This is a genomic window from uncultured Neptuniibacter sp. (assembly GCF_947498015.1).
Taxonomy (GTDB): domain Bacteria; phylum Pseudomonadota; class Gammaproteobacteria; order Pseudomonadales; family Balneatricaceae; genus Neptuniibacter.
The window spans coordinates 19,604-43,085 of record NZ_CANMIR010000014.1 but is presented as its reverse complement, the minus strand read 5'-3'; the positions used below and the strand labels follow the sequence as shown (position 1 = coordinate 43,085).

Genomic DNA, 23,482 nt, shown 5'->3' with positions numbered 1-23,482 from the left:
ATACGGCGTTACGCTTCTGTAGTTTCCAGCTCAGGCTTTAGGCGATAGCAGGGCTGATACTCCTGATAGTTGATCTTCATCCGACGCTGTTCCACAAATGATGCCAGAAGTTGATCCATCGGTTGCATAATCTTTTCTTCACCGCAGATTTCAAAGGGGCCACTCTCTTCGATCGCTCGGATACCCGGTTCTTTAACATTGCCGGCAACAATCCCAGACAGAGCCTTGCGAAGATTGGCTGCCAGATCAAAGTCAGACTGATCTTTCACCAGATTAAGTTGTGACATGTTTTCATGTGTCGGTTCAAAAGGCTGCTGGAACGCTTCAGGGATGAAGAGCTGCCAGTTGTAATGAAATGACTCACTGGTCGCTTTACGGTAATCCGTGACCCGCTCAAGCCCCTCGCGCATCACTTCAGCAACCTGATGGGGATCATCGATAATGATCTGATAGCGCTCTGCCGCACTATCCCCCAGTGTCGCCCGAATAAAGTTATCCACTGTCTCAAAATACGCTTCGCTACCGGCAGGGCCGGTCAATACCAACGGGAACGGCAGATTATGATTTTTTTCATGTAGCAACAGCCCCAGAATATAGAGGATCTCTTCCGCGGTGCCTGCCCCCCCTGGAAAGACGACAATCCCGTGCCCCAAACGAACAAACGCTTCTAGCCTCTTTTCAATATCAGGCATAATGATCAGTTCATTCACAATTGGATTCGGGCTCTCTGCGGCAATAATCCCCGGCTCCGAGATCCCAACGTAGCGACCATCTTTGATCCGTTGTTTAGCATGCGAGATGGTGGCACCTTTCATCGGCCCCTTCATCGCACCTGGGCCACAACCTGTACAGATATTGAGTCCTCTCAACCCCATCTCATAGCCCACCGTTTTGGTGTACTCATACTCAACACGGTTGATCGAGTGACCGCCCCAGCAGACAACCAGATCGGGTTTGATATGCGGCCTGATAGCATCCGCATGGCGTAAAATGTGGAACACCATATTGGTAGTCGCTTCAGATTCATTAGCACCCGGGCAACAAATATCCAGCTCCGTTCCCACATACAGCAGATCCCGCAGCACGGAAAACAGGTGCTCACGAATACCGGTAATAAGCTCTCCATTTACAAACGCGGTAGCGGGAGCATTCATCAGTTCAAGCTGTACGCTGCGATGTTTCTGACTGATTTTAATATCAAATTTTGCATATTTATCCAGCACCAGCTTGGTACTGTCTAATTCACTACCGCTGTTAAGAACGGCCAGAGAGCACTGACGAAATAAACGGTACAGTCCCCCTTGACTGGCATCCTGGAGTTTATCGATCTCATAGGGAGAGAGAGAATTTAAACTTTCGAGTGGCGTAACACTGGTGGTTACATACTGTTCTGTCATCATAATGACCACCTCCATGGCACCGGTTGGTTAACGGTTCCCCTCAACCAGGCCAACAAATAGCAAATAAAGTCGGTATATTGTTAGATCTCTGTTGTTACTGTTCTGTGAATCTGGAAGAAATTGAGAAATTTTTGAAAGGTACACAGCAGAAAAATTCACATTCAACAGAGCTTAAGACAGCCGACAACTTTGTGAAGTTCCGTACTTCACTCTAGTAGACAGAAACAAAAAACGCAAAAACTGCTTAAAAATCAAACAGGTATTTAAACTTGCTTTAATATATCCCTGACAAATTCCGGAACAACTTCGCTGGCAGGCCCATAGATACGGTGATCAAACGCTGATTCTACCCGGGAGGGCTCCAGATTGAGTTCAACGGATAACGCACCGGCAGCATTCGCCACCTCGACAAATCCCGCTGCGGGGTATACATGCCCAGAGGTACCGATCGATATAAAAAGATCACACCCCTCCAGAGCGGTATAGATCTGCTCCATATACATCGGCATCTCGCCAAACCAGACAATATCGGGCCGTAAACGTCCCCTCTCACCACAACATTCACACCGATGATCAGGCTGGGTATGGCCCTCCGTACGATAGATGAGTCCCGTATCGCTACAGCGCATATTCAGCAACTCACCGTGCATATGCAGCAGTTTCTGGCTGCCCGCACGTTCATGCAGATTGTCTATATTCTGCGTCACCAGCAACACTTCTCCCGGAAATTCTCTCTCCAGCTGTGCTAATGCCTGATGACCGGCGTTGGGCTTCACCGGTTCGGATAGCAGTTGCTCACGACGCTCGTTGTAAAACCGATGAACTAATTCCGGATCCCGCTGATATGCTTCAGGCGTTGCCACATCCTCGACACGGTGATTCTCCCAAAGGCCATCGGCTGCTCTGAATGTACGGATGCCGGACTCTGCTGAGATACCCGCCCCGGTTAAAATTACAATCGATTCAATCGCCATGGTTCATCCTCATATTCAATTTGCCCCTTGTCATACTCCGGCAACAGATGTATTACTAGACTAATCTATAGAGAGCTGGCCTGTCTTGCCATGCGCACCTCTGACAGGAGTGTCGGAGTCAGGTCAGATGTTCAGTATTTATCTGAGAGTTCGCAGTGGATCAGATTTCACCTAGCGTCTGCAACAGAATCAAAAAAATTGCGGCCCCTGCTTCCAGGTTTTGTCGCACTCGCCCTGAATCAAACCGTCCCATGGTTTGTACTACCCCCTCGGCTATAGAAGGAACCGGCTATGACCGCCTCTAAACTCTATATTCTCGACACCAACGTACTCCTGCATGACCCTAAGTGTCTGTATGAATTTAAAGAACAGGACATCACCATTCCGATGACGGTTCTTGAAGAGTTAGACGATATAAAGGACCGCAAAAAAAATGTTTCTCAGGAGGCACGCGCAGCTATTCGCGCCATTGATGACATCATCAGTAAAGCAGAGGATGCGACCGAAATTACCAAAGGGGTTGATATAGAGATCCCTATCACCGCTGCAAACAGTGATATGAAACTGGGTCAGCTGAGCATCTTTCCAGACCACGAACTGACCGCAAGACAGGGGTTCCTGCCTCAAAACGCGAATAAAGATAATCAGATTATCAACTGTGCACTACATCTTCAGGCGACCAATCCACACCGTGAGATTATCCTGGTCACCAAAGATATCAATATGCGCCTGAAAGCGCTGGGTGCAGGTTTAAAGCGGGTAGAAGATTACCGTACAGACCAACTGGTTTCAGATATTGAATTACTACCGGCCGGTCATTGCAATCTGGAAGGTAATATCTGGGAGCGGGTCGAGAACGTCAAAAGTTATCAGGAGGGCAGCCACACCTTTCATCAGATAGATCAGAGTATTCTTCCTGAAACCTACCCTTGTGAATATATTTATGATGATTCCGAGGAGTTTGCAGCGCGTGTCACCTCGGTTCAGGACCAACAGGTGACCCTGATGGATCTGGGTGTGGATCGCCTGATGCAGCAGAACTGTTGGGGTATCGAACCGATCAATATTTTTCAGGCGTTTGCAATGGATGCCGTTCTGGATCCAGATCTGGATCTGGTGATTCTCAACGGTGCCGCCGGTTCCGGTAAAACCCTGATCGCGCTGGCTTGTGCACTGGAGATGGTGATTGAGCAGCGCCGTTACAATAAGATTATCGTCACCCGCTCAACCCCTCCGGTCGCAGAAGATATCGGCTTCCTGCCCGGTACGGAAGAGGAGAAGATGACCCCCTGGCTCAGCGCTATTCAGGATAACCTTGAAGCGATGCATGAACAGGATGAACGACCACAAAGCAGTGTCAAATATGCAATTGAACAGGCTAATATTCAGTTTAAATCACTGAACTTTATCCGTGGTCGCAGCATACAGGATGCGATTGTTCTGCTAGATGAAGCGCAGAACCTGACACCGTCACAACTCAAAACGATCGTCACTCGTTGTGGCAAAGGCTCCAAACTGATCTGCCTGGGCAACCTTGCTCAAATCGACTCCAACTACCTGACACCTCTCACCTCAGGCCTGACCTATCTTGTTGAAAGGTTTAAGGATTATGATGGCGCCGCCAACATCCATCTAGAGGGAATTTTCCGCTCCAGACTGGCGGAGTATGCGGAGGAACATCTCTAAGTACTTTCCCCGATCGACCAAAGTACCAACAACGCTGCAGCCCTGAAGATATAATGTCTCAGGGCTGTTTTAGTTCATATCTACGAAAATAAAACAACTGTTTATCTTTTAATCTATTTCCCAGCCGATATAATCGATCTCCTTAACTTTTTTATGCAGACGATCTCAACTGCAAAAATTGAGATGGCGTTTTAATGCTATCTTAATCCTCCCCTGAGATATTGCCGGGTGACCCAGTCTGTTACCCGGTATTTTTTTGCCCCGAAGCAACGTGCTGAATTAAACTAAACACTATGATCACTTATTTAAAACAGCTCCTCAGCTGGCTTCTGATCGGGCTGGTTAACGTCTATCGCTACATAATCAGTCCGGTTATTGGACCACGCTGTCGTTTTTACCCAACCTGTTCAAGCTATATGATCGAGGCGATACAGCTTCACGGCCCGATTAAAGGAACATTGATGGGCCTACGGCGTATCGCCCGTTGTCATCCCTATAACGACGGAGGTTATGATCCGGTTCCCGGCTCGGAAGAACGATGCAGCTGTGACAACCACAATCTTGATAAAGAGGAAGGTCAGGCAGAAAAAAACTGATAAAACTGTCGCATGATCTCCTGCCCCTCAGCCAGTGATATAGGTTCGAAGCAGACCTCTGTTCCCGGTCGACACTGACTCAGTCTGAATGCATCTATCGGTAGCAAGGTTCCTATCTTCGGGTAGCCACCCAATGTCTGCCGATCCTTCAGCATAATAATGGGTTGCCCATCCGGAGGGATCTGAATGGCACCAAAGGCGATACCTTCAGAAAATATGCCTGTTATTTCGGCGGACACCCCTGCTCCTTCAAGGCGGTACCCCATTCGATCACTCTCGACCTTGACCTTATAAGGTGTCGAGTAGAAGGTAGAGCGGCTTTGCTGTGAGAAGTTATCGATCTGATACCCGGATATCACTCTGAGTGTTGTGGGTGCTGAATAATCCGGTATAGAACGGTAGGGAACCCCCCGGTTACAGATAAAATCATCTGAACAACTGTTCTGACAAGGGAGAAGATCTTCAACAGCTAACGCCTTGCCTTCGATCCCCCCCAACCCCTCACGGACGACCGTGGAACAACTGCCAAACTCTGGTCTCAGAGAGAAGCCGCCTTTCACCGCCAGATAAGCACGCTGACCATTGCGAGCCCACCCCAATGTGATCCGATCACCTTTCTCCAGAAAATGGGTCTGCCAACCTGCGCAGCTCTCATTATTGATCTGAATTGGACAATCCGCGCCTGTGATTGCGATCCAGACAGAGTGCTCCGCCTGTAGCTCAAGATTACCCAACGTTACTTCCAACAGCGCTTTATCCGCTGTATTTTCCAATAGTCGGTTTGCCCAACGGGCAGCATGTTCATCCAAAGCACCGCCGGTGGTCACGCCATAATGTTGATATCCGAACCGTCCCAGATCCTGAATCAGGGAGAAAGGACCAGGTTTTATGACACGCAGGCCACTCATCTCAATGCCTCGAGACGTTGATACTCGGAGAGTGAAATAGCTTCAAATTTGACCCGGTCTCCCACAACGAACAGACAGGGATCCACTTTAGTTTTATCAAATACAGGCAGGGGAGCTGAGCCAATTAACCACCAGCCACCCGGTGTTTCCTGTGGATAGACAGCCGTGTTTGCCTCAGCAATGGCGACTGAGCCCGCGGGCACGCGGGTTCTGGGGGTGGCGTGACGAGGAAGCTGTAAACGTTGATCTAACTCGCCCAGATAACCAAAGCCTGGACTAAAGCCAACCGCATAGACCTGATAGGTCCGTCCGGTATGCAGCTGAATAATCTCCTCCCTGGTCAGCCCGAGTGCTTTTTGAAGCGGCTCCATATCTGGAGCGAGGGAGGGTTCATAGCAGACAGGTAATACCACAGTTTTGCCCACAACCAACTTTTCAGAACTCAGTATTTGCTCCGGCTGAAGCACAGACAATACCTGTGAACGGATCTCCTGTTCGGTCACTCGGTTCAGGTCATACACCACCAGAAGCGTTGTATATGAAGGAACGAGATCGACTATCAGATCATCAAGCGCACTTTCCAGCAGATTACAGGCCGTACCGATGCTGCTAATCAGCTCAGGTTCGACCCGGTCGGAAAAACGCAGCAACAGGCTATCAACGCCTGCTGTCTCAATTCGCAGCTGCATCTAAAACCTGTCTCATCTCTGCAACCAGCGCAACCGATTGCTGATTATCCCCATGCACACACAAGGTATCTGGCTGAAGCTGCAATGTTTTTCCGGATGAAGATAGCACTGTTCCCTCTTCTGAGAGCTGCAGAACTCGATCAAGAATCTGTTGCGAATCATGAAACACAGCACCCGGCTGAGAGCGCGGCAGAAGTAAGCCCTGATCGTCATACCCACGATCAGCAAAAGCCTCAAACATCAACTCAATACCATACTGATCAGCTAGAGACTGATATCTGCTGTTGTCATCCGTCGCCTGAATAATAAGTCTGAGAGGTGGTTCCACCATTGCAACGGTCCGCATGATCTGCTCCAGCAACAGGTCGTTCCGCATCATATCGTTGTATAACGCACCGTGCGGTTTCACATATGTCACAACCGACTGATTCACAGCGGCAATACCTGTAAGTGCAGATATTTGGTAGAGCAGGAGCCCCCGAACTTCAGCCTCAGAGCAGTTCATACTCCGCCTGCCAAAACCTGCCAGATCCGGATATCCCGGATGGGCACCGATCTCCACCTGATGGCGTTTGGCTAGCTGTACAGTCTGCTCCATGATAACCGGATCAGAGGCGTGGAAGCCGCAGGCAATATTCGCCATATGGATGTAGGGCATGACCTCTGCATCTAACCCCATACTCCAGGCGCCAAAGCTTTCACCTAAATCACAGTTCAGTTTCATTCTCTTATCCCAGCCAAACGTTATGCCCAAAGTTTACGCTATTTTTTAAACTACTAAGAATATCAGATGGTTATTTTATTTTGACACCCTTTAGCACAGCATCTATAGGGTTTAAGATAGGCACTATAATAATTCCTTTAGCTAAGCCGGATCTTATGTTTACACCTTTATCCGTTATTCTTTATGTAACCGTCTACATGGCGCTGCTATTCGCAATAGCCCAGTTTGTGGAAAAGCGAATTCAGAATAAAAATGATTCCAGCGCAGGAAATCCCTGGATCTATGCCCTCTCACTGGCTGTGTACCATACATCATGGACCTTTTATGGCAGTGTCGGTTTCGCAACTACATCCGGCTTACTCTATTTTGGAATCTACGCAGGCGCACTGATCGGAATCGCTTTATGGTGGTTTACCCTGCGCCGTATGGTGCAGGCAAAAGAGACCTTTCGAATAACCAGTATCGCTGACTTTATCTCCACCCGATACAACCGCTCTCAGAAAATAGCCGCGATGATCACCCTGATCGCGCTGGTTGGTATTGTTCCCTATATTTCACTACAGCTGAAAGCAGTAACCAGCTCGTTTGAGTTGATCACTAATTCACCCCAAAGTGGGCAGGAACATGAGTTAGCGGGTCTAATCGTTACAATCTTTATGATCGGCTTCACGATTATTTTCGGCGTTCGCAAGCTAGACCCAACCGAACGTCATCAGGGGATGATCGCTGCGCTGGTCGCCGAGTGTCTGGTGAAAATCGTTGCTTTTATGGCGGTCGGTTTCTTCGTCACCTACACCCTGTTTGATGGCTTTGGTGATATCCTCCAACGCATTGAAACGGCAGGTCTGGATCACCTTGTCAGCCTCAATCATGGTGATAACAGCACATCAATGTGGATCACACTGATTATTCTTAGCTTCGCTGCGATCCATACCCTACCGAGACAGTTCCATGTTTCGGTCGTTGAGAACTCCAACACCAAACATATCAAAACCGCCATGTGGCTGTTCCCTGCCTATATGCTGCTGATCAACCTCTTTGTCGTCCCGATCGCCGCAGCCGGACTATTGATGGGAATGCCGTCAGAGAATGCGGATTTCTTTGTCCTAATGCTGCCGCAGATATCAGGGAGCCAGTCCCTGACACTTCTGGCCTTTATCGGTGGATTTTCCGCAGCCACCGGGATGATCATAATCACCACCATGACGCTCTCCACCATGGCATCCAACCATCTGATTTTGCCAACCATCGAGCGCATCGGTTTCTTGAAACCATTACGCAGCTACCTTTTACAGCTCCGATGGATGATGGTCACACTCATTCTGCTAGGTAGTCTTTGGTTTGCCAATGAGTTTGCGACCTCTTACATCCTTGCGGCAATCGGTTTGCTTTCATTTGTTGCAGTTCTACAGTTTGCACCGGCACTGTTCGGTGGCATGTTTTGGCGTAAAGGGAATAGCCTTGGCGCTTTTCTTGGTCTTGTCAGTGGCTTTACAATCTGGGTCTACACGCTGCTAATACCGACTTTTATAAAGCATGGCTGGCTTTCGGAATCACTCCTCACAGAAGGTCCCTGGCAACTGGTCATGCTGCGTCCGGAAGCACTATTCGGCCTGGAAGGTTTTCATCCGGTCACACACGCCGTGTTCTGGTCACTGATCTTTAATATTGGCAGTTACATTATCGGTTCCCTCATCTTCAGCCCGAATAAGAGTGAGCGAAATCTGACCACTGAGTTCCTCACTGCGATGCACTCCACTCAGTCCCGAAGGGCGCGCCCTACCGGTTTGGACTCCTATATTTTGATCGCGCCAAAACTTGAAGAAGCTAAAAGTTTACTCTCTGATTACCTGCATGAAGACAAAGCAGACAAAGAGATAAAAACCATCGCTGAAGATCTACAGGTGCATGAGAAGTCCAAAATCACCATTATCGAACTGGTTGAGTTTCACCGGATGGTTGAGCATGTTCTCGCCGGATCTATTGGTGCAGCCAGCGCCCATAAAGCGATAGAGAGCACAATCAGGTACAACAGTCGGGAAGAATCCGATCTGAAAGCTCTCTACAGTCATATTGTGACCGAGTTACAGACCACAGAGAAAGAGAGTAGCCAGAGTAGCCAGACTGAACACTCCGGTTACGCCCTGATTGAAGACCTGCAGAATCAGATCGACGAGCTGGAAGATCGGCTGGGGGAACAAACAAAACTGATCAATACCATGGAAGTCAAACTGGACGCCCGTTACGAAGAGATCTTCAAATATCGTTTAGAGGCTCAGAAATATAAGCGTGATAATGTTCAGCTACGAAAGGAGCTTAAGCAGGTTCTCATTAGTCAGAATGAAGATGATATCGCTGCCGAGATCGATCCTGATGAGTAGTGTGAAAGGATAAAAAAAAGAGCCTCAACTGAGGCTCTTTTTATTCCAGCATCTGGAATTATACGTTTTCCTGTTCCTGCTTATGCAGATGAACATCCATCTGAGGATAAGGAATACTGATACCCTCTTCATCAAAACGCAGTTTAACGGCTTCCGTGGTATCCCACAGCACAGCCCAGTAATCGCCTGATTTGACCCATGGACGTACTACAAAATTCACGCTGCTATCGGCCAGCTCAGAGACAGCAATTACCGCTTCAGGTTCTTTTAAGATCCGTTCATCCGCAGTAATAATCTCATTAAGAATCTGCTTAGCTTTACGCAGGTCATCGTCATAGCCAATACCGAATACCATATCCACACGGCGTGTATCACGTGCAGAGTAGTTAATGATCACATCACTATAGATCGAACCATTTGGCACGATAACTTCGCGATTATCGCCGGTGCGCATCAGGGTATTGAAGATCTGAATCTTTTCTACAACAGCAGAAACTCCTGCGGCTTCAACAAAATCACCTTCACGGAATGGTTTGAAAACCAACAGCATCACACCAGCAGCAAAGTTCTTCAGCGAATCCTGAAGGGAGAGACCAATTGCCAGACCCGCAGCACCGACCAGAGCGATCAGAGATGTTGTATCAACACCTAGTTGATTAAGCGCCGCAACAATAACGAACAACAGCAACATTACATGCGCTATCGAGCCGATAAAGTTTACCAGCATGTCTTCAACTTTGGCTTTACGAAGTACACGCTCAAGCAGTTTGATAACCTGTTTTATTACCCAACGACCGACGAAAAAAATCGCCAGCGCAATCGCAATATCTACGATCCATGGAAACAGATAAGTATCAAAGAAATTTTCCATTAGGTTCCCCTGAAAAAAGTAATCACTATTTATGATGAAAAAGTGAACGAATTAAATCAAAATATATCTGAACAACAGCCAAACAGGCTGACTAAGAGGCTGTCTCGCTTCGCGGTAACCCCCTGATCTACTGCAAAATGCTAAAACGCAGTGATAAAAGCGGTATTACCAACATTACAACCTGTTAAGCAATCAGTTTAATCCGTACAATATGACAAATTCCAGTGTTCAAACAAATGTATCAATGAAAAAGTTTATTCTGCTAGCCCTTCTGATCTTTTCCGCTTCTGCCAATGCTGAAAAAGGCCACATCGCTGATGACGCCATGGTCTATGTTCACAACGGTCCCAGTAATGGATACAGGATCATTACCCGTATTAAAAGTGGTACTGCGGTCGATATCCTGAAGCGCGATCCTAAGAGCAAATATGTTCAGATCCGCATGTCTAAAGGTCGAATCGGATGGGTCGAACCCTCTGCGGTTGATTCAGGCGACAGTATCTCCATTCGTTTACCGAAGCTGCAGAGCAGCCTGGAGAAAAGCCAGTCGACTGTTGAAAAACAAGCAGTTCAGATCGAAACTCTTCAACAGGAATCGGCTGAACTGAAGCAGGAGAACCAGACACTCAGTAGCAAAGTAGACCAGCTAAATACCACGATCAAAGAGCTGAATTTCAAGATTGAGTCCAGCGACGAAAGCAATCTGATGCGTTGGTTTACCCATGGGGGGCTGGTTGCTATAGGCGGGGTGTTTCTGGGTCTGATTCTTCCCTACTTCCCTAAACGCAGAAAACGAAAAGATGAGTGGTTCTGAGCTGTATTACTCTCTACTAAGAAACCGGGTAACTACCCGGTTTTTTTTGCTTTACTCCGCTAAAACATTGATCCAGATTAAAGATTCATGACGAATCTGTGTATTTATGAATAGGCGTTAAAAAAACCCTTAATCCCACCACAGAGACAATAAAAACCCTTTAATTTCAATGATATAAATTACTGGTTATTTTTTGATCAATTCGTTGAAAGCCTGCCTATTAATGCCCTGAAACCAGTTACCCCGCTGTTATTTACAGAGTTATCCACAAACATTGGGGACAAAGAAAATACCCCCGCTGAACCTCCCGAACCACGCTGTTTTTTGCGGTGCAAAATAGTATTCACATAGTGTTTTCCTGTCTGATAAAAAAATCTAATCGTAGGGATAAACAGATCCAATTGGTGATACGAACATTAGCTTGTTTTAATAAACCCAACATAAAGCGAGTTGAAGGAAAAAAGATGAAACGAATTACTATATTTGGCCGTGAAGGTTGTGGTTTCTGCAAACGCGCAAAAGATATCTGTGAACAAAAGGCGCTGGATTTCCGCTATATCGATATCCATGAAGAGGGGATCAGCAAAGCAGACCTGGAACAAACAGTAGGTAAGCCCGTTGAAACGGTACCACAGGTTTTTTGTGGTCAGGAGCATATCGGTGGTTACACAGAGCTTGCGCAATACCTTGAAAGCGCCGGGGTTTAAAAACTTAAATCTGCCCGCATAAATGTATTAAGTGGATTAAATATCCACTTCAGATAAGCAGGATAAAGCCGATAGCGATAGTTAAGACACTTAGTTATACTGCAGAAACGATGTAGCTGGATTGTTCCAGCATAGGAGTGAGTTATGATGACATTTGCTGCCCTGATTGCGATTGCTGCAGGCGTTATATTGCTTCAGATGTGGGAGACAAATACGAATCGTCCACAACCGATTCGTGTAGAAACAGAGGAATACAAACGTAAACGGTTGCAACACCGCCGCTAGCGTTAGATAGGAGTGCCTTTTTCGCTCCCTTGATAGCCCTCGTTACGACACCAGAGCAGCTTTGAGGCTGCTTTTTTTCTACCCAACTTAGGGGTTAGATCTAATATAATCCCCTACGCAGAGACTCAGCTGTCTGGCATTCATAAGATTTATCTTCCGGTCAGAATAACGAAATCCAGAACCAAACTTTAACGACCCGCCTCCCATAAGCGTAATGCCAATCCACCCGCTCTCTCGGTTTTTTGCTGAGTAGCTGCCCTTAACACCTTCTCTGTTGTGCAGAGCAACAGACTCTGCTTTGCACGGGTAATCCCCGTATAGAGCAGCTCCCGACTAAGCAATGGACTCTCTTCTGGCGGTAACAGCAGTACAACCCGGTTAAATTCTGACCCCTGGCTTTTATGAACCGTCATCGCATAGGCCGTGTCATGTTCCGGTAAGCGACTGGGGAGTACAGCCCGTAGTGTTCCATTTTGCTCAAACCAGACTTTCAACCGCCCTGTTTCATCCGGTGCAACCAATCCGACATCTCCGTTATACAGAGAGAGTCCCGGATCATTTCGAGTGATAATCACAGGACGTCCGGGATACCAGAGGCTATCCCCCTGAAATACGCCTCTTTGTTTCAACTCTAATCGCACCCTTTCGTTCAACCCAGAGACACCGTAGGGGCCTTCACGAAGTGCACAGAGCAACTGAAAGTGACCTAAACGCTCTAGCGCTCCCCCGGGATCTCCGGTTTGCACAAGCGTGTTACTCAGGCCGCTGTAGACACCCACCACCTCAGCAATCACCTGTTCATAATGATCTTTGGTAAGGCGATGAAATTTCAGATCACTATATCCCTGCTCAATAATCTGTTTCACACGCTCTGCAGAGCCCTGATTGACCGCTTTAGCGATAAAACCAATCCCACTCTGATCATCAAAACGGTAGCTCTTGCGTAACAGTGCTAGGCAATCGGCAAAACCACTCTGCTGATCCCTCTCGAGCGGTTCCGGCAGAGAACATAATCCATTCAACTGTTCCACCTGCTCAGGTGAATAGCTCAACTTCCCAGGCCAACTACAGATATCTCCAAGCACACTGCCCGCTTCCACTGACGCCAGCTGATCCCGATCCCCCAGAAGGATAACGCGAGCCTCTCTGGGTAAAGCATCCAGAAGCCGCGCCATCATCGGCAGATCAACCATTGAAGCCTCATCCAGTACCAGAAGGTCAAGATGCAACGGGTTTTCTGCATCATGGCGAAAGCAATTACTGTTAGGGATCACACCCATTAACCGGTGGAGTGTTGTCGCTTCTGTTGGTATCAGTTTAGAAAGTTCTGGGCTTAGTTTAAGTTTCTGCTTGGCTGAACTGATCGACTCAGCCAGGCGAGCGGCGGCCTTCCCGGTAGGAGCCGCCAGATGGATATTGACTGTGCGATTCTCAGCACGTTTCTGTTCGATATAGAGTGCCAACAGTTTAATAACTGTTGTCGTTTTACCGGTACCCGGGCCACCGCTGATAACAGCGAAGCGCTTCTGTACAGCAACCGCGGCAGCGATCATCTGCCAGTCAATCTCTGCCATCGGTTGATCAAACAGCTTCGCTAAATCCTGCTGCAACTGAAACAGGTCCGTTTTAACCGAGCAGGCACGCTGACGTAACTGTGCCGCAACAGCAGTTTCGTAGATCCAGTAGCGATAAAGATAGACTCTGGCATAATCAAGCACCATCAACCTAGGGGATCTACTCACCGACCCTGTTGCAGGCACAAGTAGAAGCCCCTCTTCGCCCCGGAGCTGCAGCCAATCCGTTTTTTTGATCTCCGTGGCGATCTCTTCAGGCCAAAACTGTTCAGGGTTGGCTAATTTAGCCAAAGGTAAGCAGACATTACCTGCTGCCAGCTCTGCACTCACCAGCATCGCCAAAAAAGGTAATGCAGGTTGTTCAGGTTGCTGCTCCCCGACAAACACAGCCAACTGATAATCCAGAGTTCGAATCAATCCTTGCTCGGCCCAGGCCTTCATCATTGATAAGCACAGATCAGACATCTTCGGCACCTCCTGAAAAAAGTCGGTCCATCTGCTCAATCAGATGACGGTCAGGCCGCGTGTTAAAAACACCGGATTGAGATCTGCCATCCATGCCACGTAGAAACAGGTAGTAAACACCGCCAAAATGATGATCGTAACTGTAATCAGGTATTCTCTGGCGTAACAAACGGTGTACTGCCAGCGAGTAGAGAAGATACTGAAGATCATAGCGGTGATCGATCATCGCATGCTCCATAGCCGCCCGATCGTAACATTGACTCTCATATCCAAGGTGGTTGGACTTATAATCCAGCACGTAATAGCGGCCTTCATGGCGGAACAGCAGATCGATGAAACCCTTAAGCATTCCGCTCAAAGGCTCAAAGGCTAATGGCCTGGCCCGTACAGCGAGCGGATCATATTTGCGGATCAGTGTTTCCAAAGCTGAAACCGTCAACTGCTCCGCACTGATCATAAACTCCATCTCCACCAGCAGATCTCGGTCCGCTACCTGTGCCAGGGATAGCCCCTCCGAATCGAGATGACTGCCCAGTACATCAACAATCAGCTTATCAATCACCGGTAACCATTCCGGGTCATAGCCCGCCAGAAGCAACTGATCTTCGAGCTGCTGCTGATAGCTCTCCCTCTGTCGGTCACACCCCATATAATCAGTAAAGCTAATCTCTTCAAAAACGCTGTGTAGGAACGTCCCCGCATGGGCACCCTTGGGAAAGGTGAAGATATTTTTTACACCTTCAGGCGTGACGGGCAGAGTCTGTTCATCTGCTACCTCAAGATCAAGCCCCGGCAATACTGGAAGGGATGAAGCTGCATGTCTACTCAGCGCTGAATAACTACTAACCCGCCAGTCACGTTCAATTCTCTGATTAAAAGCTCGCGCCTTCAGCGAGACTTCAGCCGTTTCAGAGGTTGCAAACAGATCTTTCTGTGCACCATGGTCCGGAGGCAAGATAACCTGAATCGCAGACTGCTGATCGGTGAGATTATCTAACGCATCCTCAAGGCTCATACCCGATTGCAATAACAGATACCCCAGCGCGCTATCTTGCAACCGCGAACGTTTGGCATTACCAATGCGCAGATGACTCACCCCAACATAACAGCTATAAACCGAACGGGTTAACGCCACATAAAGTAGACGTAACTCCTCTGCCAATCGCTCCTGATCTGCTTCTGCTAAGGCCTCAGGGTCAGCACTAATATCAAGTACAGCCTCACCCGCATCATTATGATAAAAAGCCGTTTTCTGCTCCCTGAAACTGGATGCAAATGGCAGAAAGACAATCGGATACTCAAGTCCTTTTGATTTATAGATCGTAACAATCGTAACCAGATTTCGCTCACTCTCCAAACGGATCACCTGCTCATCAGCGGCACTGTCTGAACTGGCAATCTGCTCATTAAACCAGCGGATTAATCCATTTATACTCTCAACCTCACTACTGGCTTGCTGCAGGAGTTCAGCGAGATGAAGAAGATTGGTCAACCGGCGCTCACCCGCCATATTTTCCAATGTCTTTGATGCCAGATTACGCCGATGAAGTAGTTTCCGCAGCATCGGTAACACACCACGATTCACCCACTGCTCACGGTAATCATTGAACTCTGCAACGATATCCTCCCAGAGGTTCTCATCATGGTTAAGCTGATCCAGTGCATGCATATCCAGCTGAAACAGCTCAGTAGCCAGAGCCGCTCTAAGACCACGCTCATTTTGAGGGTTCTCAATCGCAGCCAGAGTTAACGCTAGCTCAAGTGCTTCTAATGAGTTGAAAACCGAATCCTGATTACTCAGGTAGACACAGGGATGTTCATAGACAGATAAGGCCCTGCGAATCTCCTCAGCTTCGAACCGGTCACGAACAAGCACCGCGATATCAGAGCCCTGTACGGCACGTTCACCAATCATCGCCTCACCTGCCATAAGCCGATCTATCTCTGCCGCTGTGGCCTGCGCATAAACGGAGGTGTATTGCCCCTTACTTAAAGGCTCCTCCGATGGCTGGTACCAAAGTGTCAGCGCAGGAGGTTCGACAGATTGAATCTTCAACCGCTCCGTTGTTTTATCAGCCGCCTTCACCGGAATAAAAGGTATATCGTCATCATAAATAAACGCTGACTGAGCCGACCGGAACAGCGTATTAACCGATTCCACCATCGCGTGAGTTGAACGCCAGTTGGTATCAAGGGTATAGGTTTCACTGACAGCCCGACGTGCGTGAATATAGGTAAAAATATCCGCACCACGAAATGCATAGATCGCCTGTTTAGGGTCCCCTATCATCACCAGAGCGGTACGGTATGGATCTGAATATAAACGGGAGAAGATACCGTATTGCAGTGGATCGGTATCCTGAAACTCATCGATCATCGCAACTGGGAACTGTTGCCTGATCGCATCACATAGCAGCTCCCCCTGCTCGGCATGCAGTGCACTGTTAAGCCCGATCAACAGATCATCAAATGTCTGCAGCTGGTACTGCTGTTTAGCCAGAGCCAGACGATGCTTCACTTGTTTCAGGGCTCGGCTAAGAAGGATCTCCCGTACCGGCACCGATTCTGCCAACAAACGCTCCAAGTGAAGGAAAAGCGGATGTTCTGGTGCCTCTCCCTTATCAGTTTTCTCCTGCAGGCTGGTCTGAGCCAGCTTCTGCATCATCTCAGACAGCTTTTTGTCCGGTTCATGCTGATCAGATTGGGCGTATTCGCTCACCCTATCCAGCCACCGACGTGTGTTATTTTTGTTGTAGCTGCGTTTATTGATTCCCGATGTCTGAATCAACTCAAACAGATCATCCGTACACTCAAGCCACGCCTGCTTAAATGTGTTGATCGCAACTATACGGTCATTGTGCACCTGAAGCAGGTCCTGATCTGACAGATCAGGTTGAAGAATCACCTGCCTGCTGAGTAAACCGCGCAACTCAGCGATCAACTGTTCCGGGGTTTTCCAGCAATGCTCAAAAACCAGCTCAGTTAACAACCCGTTCAATGGATAGATGGTGCTACGCCAGAAATCCAACGCCGCTCCACGAATCAAGCTAAGATCATCCTGAGTCAGTTCAGTTTCAAACAGAGAACCACTCTCAAAAGCATGCTGTTTCAGCATGCGCTGGCAGAAGCCGTGAATGGTGAAGATCGCGGCTTCATCCATCTGCCGGATCGCGTGCTCAAGCAGTTTCACCGCCTGAGCACTATCATCAACCTGCCGCTTCAACGCCTGCAACAGCGGATCCTTCACATCCGATTGCAGAAAAGCGGTTCGGGCATCGCTGATACGAGCGCGAATACGATCACGCAACTCTTCCGTCGCCGCTTCGGTAAAGGTCACCACCAGTATCTGATCAGGTCCCAGGGGACGGTCATTGATATTCCCAAGCCCCAGAAGCAAGCGCAGGTAGAGTGCCGTAATGGTATAGGTTTTACCGGTACCGGCACTCGCTTCTATCAACTGCTGCCCCTGTAACGGGAAGGTTAAGGGATTAAGTGCATTCACCTTAGTCACCTTTTGCCTCCTCGATATAGCTCAACATCGGCGTATAGATCTGCTCTGCCAGAGGCAGGAACTTCTCTGAAAAACTTCCAAAATCCGGATAGGCCCTTCGCACATAGGGGCTCTCCCATAATCCCCTTGAATAGTTATCTCCATAGAAACCGCTCTCCAGCTTCTCCATCGCCTTCTCAGGGTCTTTATCCATTTGAGTAAAATAGGTATGGGCCGATGCAGGGTCAAAGGCCATCGGTTCAGACATCGCCTGCTGATAGAATAAAACTAAATCACCAAGGAGTTCGAGGGCGGTAGCTCGCTCTACAGTACGGTAGAAAACCTGGCCGGAAAGCCCTCGATAGATCGTATTTGAACAACGCGAAGAGGTCGCACAGAGTGCCAGATGGTTGATCCAGGTCGAGAGCCTGTCCTTTGGCTTAACCGTGGCGGGCCGGTACCGCAGCAGATGCGAGGGATAACAGTGATCCAACCAGCCCTGTAGTCTGACACCATGAAGTTCAAGATCGATCTCAAGTTGAACCGGCTCGCCCTCGCACAGAGGCAGTAACTTCTGTGCCAGCTCTTCACAATCCTTGCGGATTTTTGCCTGTAACATCTCCCCCGGCTGAGCAACCGGAAGTACCCCTTCCGCCCGCACAATCTGATCCAGTTGATCCAGCGATTCACCGTTAAGCGCAGCCTCCAGGTAACGCTGTTTGATCAGATAGGCCTCGAGAGTATCCAGTGAAAATGGCTCCTCGTCCCTCGCTTCCAACTCATAATTCGCAAAATAAACCTTGAGTCGCTGATTAAAGAAGCAGCGGCAGGGATCGTTAATAAAACGGATCAGGTTATCCAGCTCCAGTTGCTCGATCGGTTCCGATCTTAAAGGCGCGATGACAAACTCCGCTGACGGCTTACCTTCAGCCTCAGCAGCAGGTATCCACTCCGTTGCATAACTGTATAGATCGCTATCTGGCAGAAAGTAGGTGCGGCTGAAGGGAACCAAAGGGTGTTGTTGCAGCAGAGAGTTGCGCAACTTTTGACCACTTTCGTGATAAGGCAGCTGTCGATCCGGTTCAAGTACATATCCCTGTTCCACATAATCGAGCAGTTCACTGACTAGTACCGAGGGTACCCGTTCGTTGTTATCTCGGATCGATCGGCCTATATAACTGATATACAGTTTTTCCTGAGCTGAAAGCAGTGCTTCCAGAAACAGATAACGATCATCATCACGCCGTGAACGGTCTCCCCGTCGCGGGTAGTCCGTCATAAGGTCAAAGCCCACCGGCGGCATACTTCGAGGGTATGCGCTGTCATTCATCCCCAGCAGGCAGACCACTTTAAACGGTATGGAGCGCATCGGCATCAGCGTACAGAAATTTACCGCCCCCACCATAAAGCGTTGTGAAGAGCGCTGCTGATTGATCCCGTTGATCAGGTAATCGGAGAGTACAGCCGGGGAGATCGCTTCGTCATACTCTGCATCATTTAACTGTTCCTGTAGCGATTGCAGAGTCTCACGAATTGAACTGAGAGCTATCTCATCCTGCTCATCCGGTTGATACAACGCCACCAACAATCCATTGATCGCCTCAATCCACTCTATCAAAGACAGAGGCTTGCTCATGGCTTGCTTTGCTGTATCGAGCAGATCAATAAAATCAGCGAGCTTACCCAGCAGTTCAGCTTCCAAACCCTCGATCTCATGATAGGGAGCGATCCCCTCCCAGAACGAGACTGTTTCGCCCAACGCGTAGCCTGCCAACATCCGCTTTAATCCGAACCGCCAGCTGTTTTGTTCAAACAGCGGAAGTTCCCATAATGAGCGTTGTTCAGAGTCCATCCCCCAGCGGATATTGGCCTGATCAACCCAATATCTCAGCTTTTGAAAACCTGCCTCATCCAGATTAAACCGCCGCAACACTGCCGGCACCTCAAACAGACTCAGGACATCAGAGACGGTAAAGCGACTGTTATTAATTTTGAGTACTTTTTCAAAGCTGAGCAGCAGTGGATTCTCCTGACGGCTGCTACGGTCAGAGATCGAATAAGGAATATAGCGTTCTGTAGGAGCGCTTGAGAAGATTGCATCGATGTAGGGGGCGTAGCTGGCGACATCAGGCACCATGACAATGATATCACGGGGTTTCAGCTCCCGATTGGCTTCAAAAAGGGCCAGAAGTTGATCCTGCAGTACCTCGACTTCACGTAGTGGACTGTGGCAACTGTGAACAACTAAGGATCGATCTTCGACTCTGAGTGGTTGCTTCTGCTCACTGCTCTCAATCTCTGTGGTAAAACTTGCTGGATTATTCAGATCGAGAATATCCTGCTGGATGCTACTCAATAAAGAACCACGCTCAGGATCTGCGAACGCCGTAATCTCATCCTGCGTACTGTCCTGCAACTGGTACAGGTAATCTCGCCCCAGCTTCCCCATCGACGCCAGCAACGGATTTCCTTCGGCATAGTCCCCCACCTCCAGATCAGGTTTACTGAACCAGCGCCGGTTGATACGGGCGATCTGCGCAGCATCCAAAATATCTCCCCAGTAATACTGGCAGGGATTCATCACCATCAGGTGCACATCGATCTTTTCACCAAGCACTTTTAACGCTTCGATATAATTTTGCGGCAGCGCAGAGATTCCAAACACAAATAACCGCTTCGGAAGTTCTCCATCGCCAGAGTGACTGCGTACCGCCTTCACAAACGCACTGAACATATTGGCACGATGCCAGTGCGGTTGCTCCAGGGTTTGTGTATAACGTTGCAGTTCACGCCATAGGATTGGTTGCCAGGGATGTCTGTTTGAAGCCAGATTCCCCCCCTGTTCCCAGTCCTCAATCCAGTCAGGGCGATAGACCAGATACTGGTCAAATATATCCGCAATTTTGTTACACAGCTGGTAAAGACGGTAGTGATCCTGATCTTCTGCCAGGTAGCTCCGTAAAGGAGAAAACGGTTCCTGAGATAGCAGATCCGGCAGCAACTTCATCAACTTCCAGCTCATCGCCTCTTTGTTATAGGCAGAGCGCTGCGGCACATCGGTCAGTATCTGTGAGAAACTTTTCCAGAGAAAGGAAGCCGGTAGAGGAAAATCAACAGAAGCTGCAATACCGGATGCTGTGGCCAGCTCCAGTTTAAGCCACTGCGCCATGCCAGGGCTTTGGACTAAAAGCTGCTCTGATTCAAAGGGATCTGCTAACGGTTCCCGCCGGATCAATTCAACCAAAAGGCCCTTCAAGACCAACAGAGAGTTTGAGTGATAAACCTGAAACATCCTTGCCCTAACCCGCTATCTCTTATAAACGTGGCAACTAGTTTACCTTACTAATACTTAGATAATTGACTGGAAATATAATTATATTTTCACGTATCCGGCATACGCTATCTTCAGAATACAGGCTCAAGCGGTGCGGTAAGGGAAAACCTCTGAGGTCACTAAAAGTTACTCTGCATTAAAGGGATCAAAATAACCCGCGTTGCTCATTTGATCAGAGAGAGGGAAAGGGCGCATACGTATAAGACAGAGGCAGATTCATCCAGAAGATAGAACCCTAACCACCTCCTGATGAGTGCGGGGCTTGTTGAGTATCATCAACGGCTGGCAGACTGCCAAAACCCTCATCTTCACTCCAGTAATCGCGGCCCTGCTCTACTCTGACCACACCTTTAAAACGCTGCTTTAGATACTCCACCGCTTCGGGCAGTGTATCTATGTTACAGAGAATTACGCCACCACGGTCATTATCGGTCGAAAAAAGAAAACTTTTCATACTGCCCCCTATTAACGGGGGTGATGATTACACAGAGTCCACAGATAGAAAAGATCAAACCGTCACAATACAGTTTTTTCCCTTCTGCTTAGCATCGTACAGCGCCTGATCAGCACGTTGCATGATCGTTTTAACCGTATCGCCAGAGATAAACTCTGTCACACCAATGCTGACAGTCGAACTCACTTTAAAGCCCTCTTCACCAACAAACTGGAAGTTAGCCAGGCTAGTTCGAACACGCTCAGCAACAATCAGTGCACCTTCCAGTTCTGTTGAGGGCAGGATAATCGCAAACTCCTCCCCTCCATACCGGAACCCCTTATCCAGCGTCCTCAAAGAGGAGCGAACCAGTGCTCCAAAGGTTTCCAGAACATGATCTCCCATCAGATGGCCATAGGTGTCATTAAGCTTTTTGAAATCATCCAGATCAAAAAAACAGAGCGTAAAGCCATGTTGATAGCGTTTCGCACTCTCCATTGCATCTTCAAGCTCATTATAGAAATGACGCGAGTTATGCAGCCCGGTCAGACTATCCGTGATGCTCATCTCTTTGTAGATACGCTCACGTTCCAGAAGCTCAAATTCAGCTTTTTTGCGCACGCTGATATTTTCGAGTGTTTCTATGGCTCCGATCATCTCTCCGTCTGCATTGGTGATCGCCGCAGCCGTAAAATGTAACCACTCTCCGTTTTCACCACAATCGGGAAAGAAATCCTCCCCCTCATAGGCATCTTCAATCAATGTAGAGCGGCTACATTTATTGGTGTAGTAGTGTTTAACATCGCCATCTTTACCCCCTTCTAAAATGAGGTCTGCAAGACAGGGACGGGGGGTAGAGTAGAAGGGTCGCCATTGATCGCATGTACCGATCATATCCTCACGTTTAAGCCCGCTAAGCGCTTCAAGTGCGGAGTTCCAGTGAATAACCCGATGTTCACTATCGAGTACGAAAGTGGGCAATGCTATTCGATCAAACATCTGCATCAACATCGCCTGATCCACCGTATCTATGATTGGGCTCTGAGGAACATACTCAACTGCAGAGAGCTTTGAGGTCATAACTTAATGAAACCTGTATATACAACTTAATACTCAGCCACTTCAAACAAATATGTTGGGGATATGTACCCCAGCTCAAAATAAGATCATGACCGTAACACCCTATACGCTTAACTCTAGACTATTTTCTTACTTATTGAAGGGATATTCATATTTAATGAATTCAAACATACTTGATATAGGGTGGAGTTATTTTACTACGATCATTCAAGAACTACTGCTACACCAATGTCTATGGCGCTTAGGCCTTGAAAAATAGGCCTGCAAAAGGGTTGAAGCCGATCAGAGAATCTGGTTAAGAGTTTTCCCAGAATATCACCGGCTCACAGCTTTCCTGTAACTGCCCATTGCGGAAACAACAGGTAGTACCCGGTTCAATCTCAATCGCCGTAGCAGGAAGCAGCGAAGTGCTACCCACAACCACAAAGTTGAGATCACTCTCGGCTGTGAATGAAAGTTTCAGCTGTTCACTCTGCAGTTCGACAGATCCTGAAAGCTCAAGAAAAGCTAAGGGTTCCTCCTCAAGACCACGGTGAGCAAACAACATCTCTCCGTCCCAATGTAGAAAGTTATGTTCACCCAAGCGGCGCAAACGACCAGCATAATCGGAGATAAGTGCCAAACGCATCTCCATATCCGGCCACCCTTCTGACCATAACTTACGCACCCTCTCCTGTAGCAGGCAGAAGGCTCGCTCCTGATCGGTACAACTTAGTGGCCACTGATCCCCCAAAGGAAATCGCTCACCATCCTCAATACCTGGAAGCTCTCCAGCCATAGAGAAGAGGCAGGTACGACCTTTCTGTGGGCGCCCATAGGGTTGTATCTCAGCAGCCTCCAGTGGCGGTTCCGAATAGATCGCCATCCCCATAAACTCAGCTTCACCTGGATTGTCCCTGTGTATTTGATTCAGCCTGGCAACCTGATCGTGCCCCATTGCAGTCATTCGCTGCGGGTTAGACTCCATGACTGAACTGATTCCCAGCGCCTCAGCCTCCACTCGGCTATCCAGCTGGTACTTGACCGGTGCGGGTGAAAACAGGCTAAACAATTTCGGATGTAAACGCATAT

18 protein-coding genes are annotated in these 23,482 nt (G+C 48.4%); 6 read left to right on the top strand and 12 right to left on the bottom strand.

Going from position 1 to position 23,482, the window contains the following annotated elements; translation table 11 throughout:
* Positions 1-8: 8 nt before the first annotated feature.
* Positions 9-1,400: a nucleotide 5'-monophosphate nucleosidase PpnN gene (ppnN, locus tag Q0882_RS14865; protein WP_299183234.1), complete on the bottom strand. Its 1,392-nt coding sequence runs from the start codon at positions 1,398-1,400 to the stop codon at positions 9-11.
* Between the two features lie 263 nt (positions 1,401-1,663).
* A complete protein-coding gene (gene cobB / locus Q0882_RS14860) occupies positions 1,664-2,374 on the bottom strand; it encodes a Sir2 family NAD+-dependent deacetylase (protein WP_299183233.1) in 711 nt (236 codons plus the stop codon).
* Positions 2,375-2,665: 291 nt separating this feature from the next.
* Between cobB and Q0882_RS14855 the strand changes: the two genes are divergently transcribed.
* Together Q0882_RS14855 and yidD are read left to right on the top strand one after the other, a co-directional pair.
* Positions 2,666-4,060, top strand: a complete 1,395-nt coding sequence (locus Q0882_RS14855; protein ID WP_299183231.1) for a PhoH family protein — start codon at positions 2,666-2,668, stop codon at positions 4,058-4,060.
* Positions 4,061-4,353: 293 nt separating this feature from the next.
* Positions 4,354-4,656: a membrane protein insertion efficiency factor YidD gene (gene yidD, locus Q0882_RS14850; protein ID WP_299183229.1), complete on the top strand. Its 303-nt coding sequence runs from the start codon at positions 4,354-4,356 to the stop codon at positions 4,654-4,656.
* On the opposite strand, the gene Q0882_RS14845 is transcribed toward yidD, so the two are convergent.
* Genes Q0882_RS14845 through Q0882_RS14835 form a run of 3 tightly spaced genes read right to left on the bottom strand, consistent with a single transcriptional unit; the run spans position 4,638 to position 6,977 of the window.
* The gene (locus tag Q0882_RS14845; RefSeq protein WP_299183228.1) at positions 4,638-5,564 is read right to left on the bottom strand and encodes a biotin-dependent carboxyltransferase family protein; all 927 of its coding nucleotides are present in this window, start codon (positions 5,562-5,564) and stop codon (positions 4,638-4,640) included. The genes yidD and Q0882_RS14845 overlap by 19 nt on opposite strands.
* Positions 5,561-6,253: a 5-oxoprolinase subunit PxpB gene (gene pxpB / locus Q0882_RS14840; protein WP_299183226.1), complete on the bottom strand. Its 693-nt coding sequence runs from the start codon at positions 6,251-6,253 to the stop codon at positions 5,561-5,563. The genes Q0882_RS14845 and pxpB overlap by 4 nt, the downstream gene beginning before the upstream one ends.
* Positions 6,237-6,977, bottom strand: a complete 741-nt coding sequence (locus Q0882_RS14835; protein WP_299183224.1) for a 5-oxoprolinase subunit PxpA — start codon at positions 6,975-6,977, stop codon at positions 6,237-6,239. Before Q0882_RS14835 ends, pxpB begins: the two co-directional genes overlap by 17 nt.
* 155 nt (positions 6,978-7,132) lie before the next feature.
* Here Q0882_RS14835 and Q0882_RS14830 point away from each other — a divergent pair, with 155 nt between their 5' ends.
* The gene (locus tag Q0882_RS14830) at positions 7,133-9,358 is read left to right on the top strand and encodes a hypothetical protein (RefSeq protein ID WP_299183221.1); all 2,226 of its coding nucleotides are present in this window, start codon (positions 7,133-7,135) and stop codon (positions 9,356-9,358) included.
* Between the two features lie 58 nt (positions 9,359-9,416).
* On the opposite strand, the gene Q0882_RS14825 is transcribed toward Q0882_RS14830, so the two are convergent.
* On the bottom strand, positions 9,417-10,229 hold the full coding sequence (locus Q0882_RS14825; protein WP_299183220.1) for a mechanosensitive ion channel domain-containing protein: 813 nt from the start codon (positions 10,227-10,229) through the stop codon (positions 9,417-9,419).
* Positions 10,230-10,473: 244 nt separating this feature from the next.
* On the opposite strand from Q0882_RS14825, the gene Q0882_RS14820 reads away from it, so the two are divergent.
* From Q0882_RS14820 to Q0882_RS14810, 3 genes are all read left to right on the top strand, one after another.
* Positions 10,474-11,043, top strand: coding sequence for a TIGR04211 family SH3 domain-containing protein (locus Q0882_RS14820; RefSeq protein WP_299183217.1), 570 nt, complete (start codon positions 10,474-10,476; stop codon positions 11,041-11,043).
* Positions 11,044-11,507: 464 nt separating this feature from the next.
* Positions 11,508-11,750, top strand: coding sequence for a GrxA family glutaredoxin (locus tag Q0882_RS14815; protein ID WP_299183216.1), 243 nt, complete (start codon positions 11,508-11,510; stop codon positions 11,748-11,750).
* A gap of 144 nt (positions 11,751-11,894) precedes the next feature.
* The gene (locus tag Q0882_RS14810; RefSeq protein ID WP_299183215.1) at positions 11,895-12,035 is read left to right on the top strand and encodes a hypothetical protein; all 141 of its coding nucleotides are present in this window, start codon (positions 11,895-11,897) and stop codon (positions 12,033-12,035) included.
* A gap of 188 nt (positions 12,036-12,223) precedes the next feature.
* Here Q0882_RS14810 and recD read toward each other — a convergent pair whose 3' ends face one another.
* The 6 genes from recD to Q0882_RS14780 all read right to left on the bottom strand — a co-directional run bounded on the left by recD (position 12,224) and on the right by Q0882_RS14780 (position 23,480).
* Positions 12,224-14,074: an exodeoxyribonuclease V subunit alpha gene (gene recD / locus Q0882_RS14805; RefSeq protein WP_299183214.1), complete on the bottom strand. Its 1,851-nt coding sequence runs from the start codon at positions 14,072-14,074 to the stop codon at positions 12,224-12,226.
* Positions 14,067-17,585 carry an exodeoxyribonuclease V subunit beta gene (gene recB, locus Q0882_RS14800; protein WP_299183212.1) on the bottom strand — a complete coding sequence of 1,173 codons (3,519 nt, stop codon included), beginning with the start codon at positions 17,583-17,585 and terminating at the stop codon, positions 14,067-14,069. Before recB ends, recD begins: the two co-directional genes overlap by 8 nt.
* Positions 17,578-20,856 carry an exodeoxyribonuclease V subunit gamma gene (gene recC / locus Q0882_RS14795; RefSeq protein ID WP_299183210.1) on the bottom strand — a complete coding sequence of 1,093 codons (3,279 nt, stop codon included), beginning with the start codon at positions 20,854-20,856 and terminating at the stop codon, positions 17,578-17,580. Before recC ends, recB begins: the two co-directional genes overlap by 8 nt.
* Positions 20,857-21,133: 277 nt before the next feature.
* Positions 21,134-21,352 (bottom strand): hypothetical protein, encoded by a 219-nt coding sequence (locus tag Q0882_RS14790; protein ID WP_299183209.1) that lies wholly within the window; start codon positions 21,350-21,352, stop codon positions 21,134-21,136.
* A 54-nt stretch (positions 21,353-21,406) separates the two neighbouring features.
* Complete coding sequence (locus Q0882_RS14785; RefSeq protein ID WP_299183208.1) at positions 21,407-22,411, bottom strand: sensor domain-containing diguanylate cyclase; 1,005 nt, start codon at positions 22,409-22,411, stop codon at positions 21,407-21,409.
* A 295-nt stretch (positions 22,412-22,706) separates the two neighbouring features.
* On the bottom strand, positions 22,707-23,480 hold the full coding sequence (locus Q0882_RS14780) for a class II glutamine amidotransferase (RefSeq protein WP_299183207.1): 774 nt from the start codon (positions 23,478-23,480) through the stop codon (positions 22,707-22,709).
* Positions 23,481-23,482: the final 2 nt, after the last annotated feature.

Excerpts from the sequence above, each read along its gene's own strand:
- Q0882_RS14780 (WP_299183207.1), bottom strand. The coding sequence starts at position 23,480 with ATGCGTTTACATCCGAAATTGTTTAGCCTGTTTTCACCCGCACCGGTC.
- Q0882_RS14820 (WP_299183217.1), top strand. The coding sequence starts at position 10,474 with ATGAAAAAGTTTATTCTGCTAGCCCTTCTGATCTTTTCCGCTTCTGCC.
- Q0882_RS14810 (WP_299183215.1), top strand. The coding sequence starts at position 11,895 with ATGATGACATTTGCTGCCCTGATTGCGATTGCTGCAGGCGTTATATTG.
- ppnN (WP_299183234.1), bottom strand. The coding sequence starts at position 1,400 with ATGATGACAGAACAGTATGTAACCACCAGTGTTACGCCACTCGAAAGT.
- Q0882_RS14855 (WP_299183231.1), top strand. The coding sequence starts at position 2,666 with ATGACCGCCTCTAAACTCTATATTCTCGACACCAACGTACTCCTGCAT.
- Q0882_RS14835 (WP_299183224.1), bottom strand. The coding sequence starts at position 6,977 with ATGAAACTGAACTGTGATTTAGGTGAAAGCTTTGGCGCCTGGAGTATG.
- recD (WP_299183214.1), bottom strand. The coding sequence starts at position 14,074 with ATGTCTGATCTGTGCTTATCAATGATGAAGGCCTGGGCCGAGCAAGGA.
- Q0882_RS14825 (WP_299183220.1), bottom strand. The coding sequence starts at position 10,229 with ATGGAAAATTTCTTTGATACTTATCTGTTTCCATGGATCGTAGATATT.
- Q0882_RS14815 (WP_299183216.1), top strand. The coding sequence starts at position 11,508 with ATGAAACGAATTACTATATTTGGCCGTGAAGGTTGTGGTTTCTGCAAA.
- recC (WP_299183210.1), bottom strand. The coding sequence starts at position 20,856 with ATGTTTCAGGTTTATCACTCAAACTCTCTGTTGGTCTTGAAGGGCCTT.
- Q0882_RS14830 (WP_299183221.1), top strand. The coding sequence starts at position 7,133 with ATGTTTACACCTTTATCCGTTATTCTTTATGTAACCGTCTACATGGCG.
- cobB (WP_299183233.1), bottom strand. The coding sequence starts at position 2,374 with ATGGCGATTGAATCGATTGTAATTTTAACCGGGGCGGGTATCTCAGCA.
- pxpB (WP_299183226.1), bottom strand. The coding sequence starts at position 6,253 with ATGCAGCTGCGAATTGAGACAGCAGGCGTTGATAGCCTGTTGCTGCGT.
- Q0882_RS14785 (WP_299183208.1), bottom strand. The coding sequence starts at position 22,411 with ATGACCTCAAAGCTCTCTGCAGTTGAGTATGTTCCTCAGAGCCCAATC.
- yidD (WP_299183229.1), top strand. The coding sequence starts at position 4,354 with ATGATCACTTATTTAAAACAGCTCCTCAGCTGGCTTCTGATCGGGCTG.
- Q0882_RS14790 (WP_299183209.1), bottom strand. The coding sequence starts at position 21,352 with ATGAAAAGTTTTCTTTTTTCGACCGATAATGACCGTGGTGGCGTAATT.
- Q0882_RS14845 (WP_299183228.1), bottom strand. The coding sequence starts at position 5,564 with ATGAGTGGCCTGCGTGTCATAAAACCTGGTCCTTTCTCCCTGATTCAG.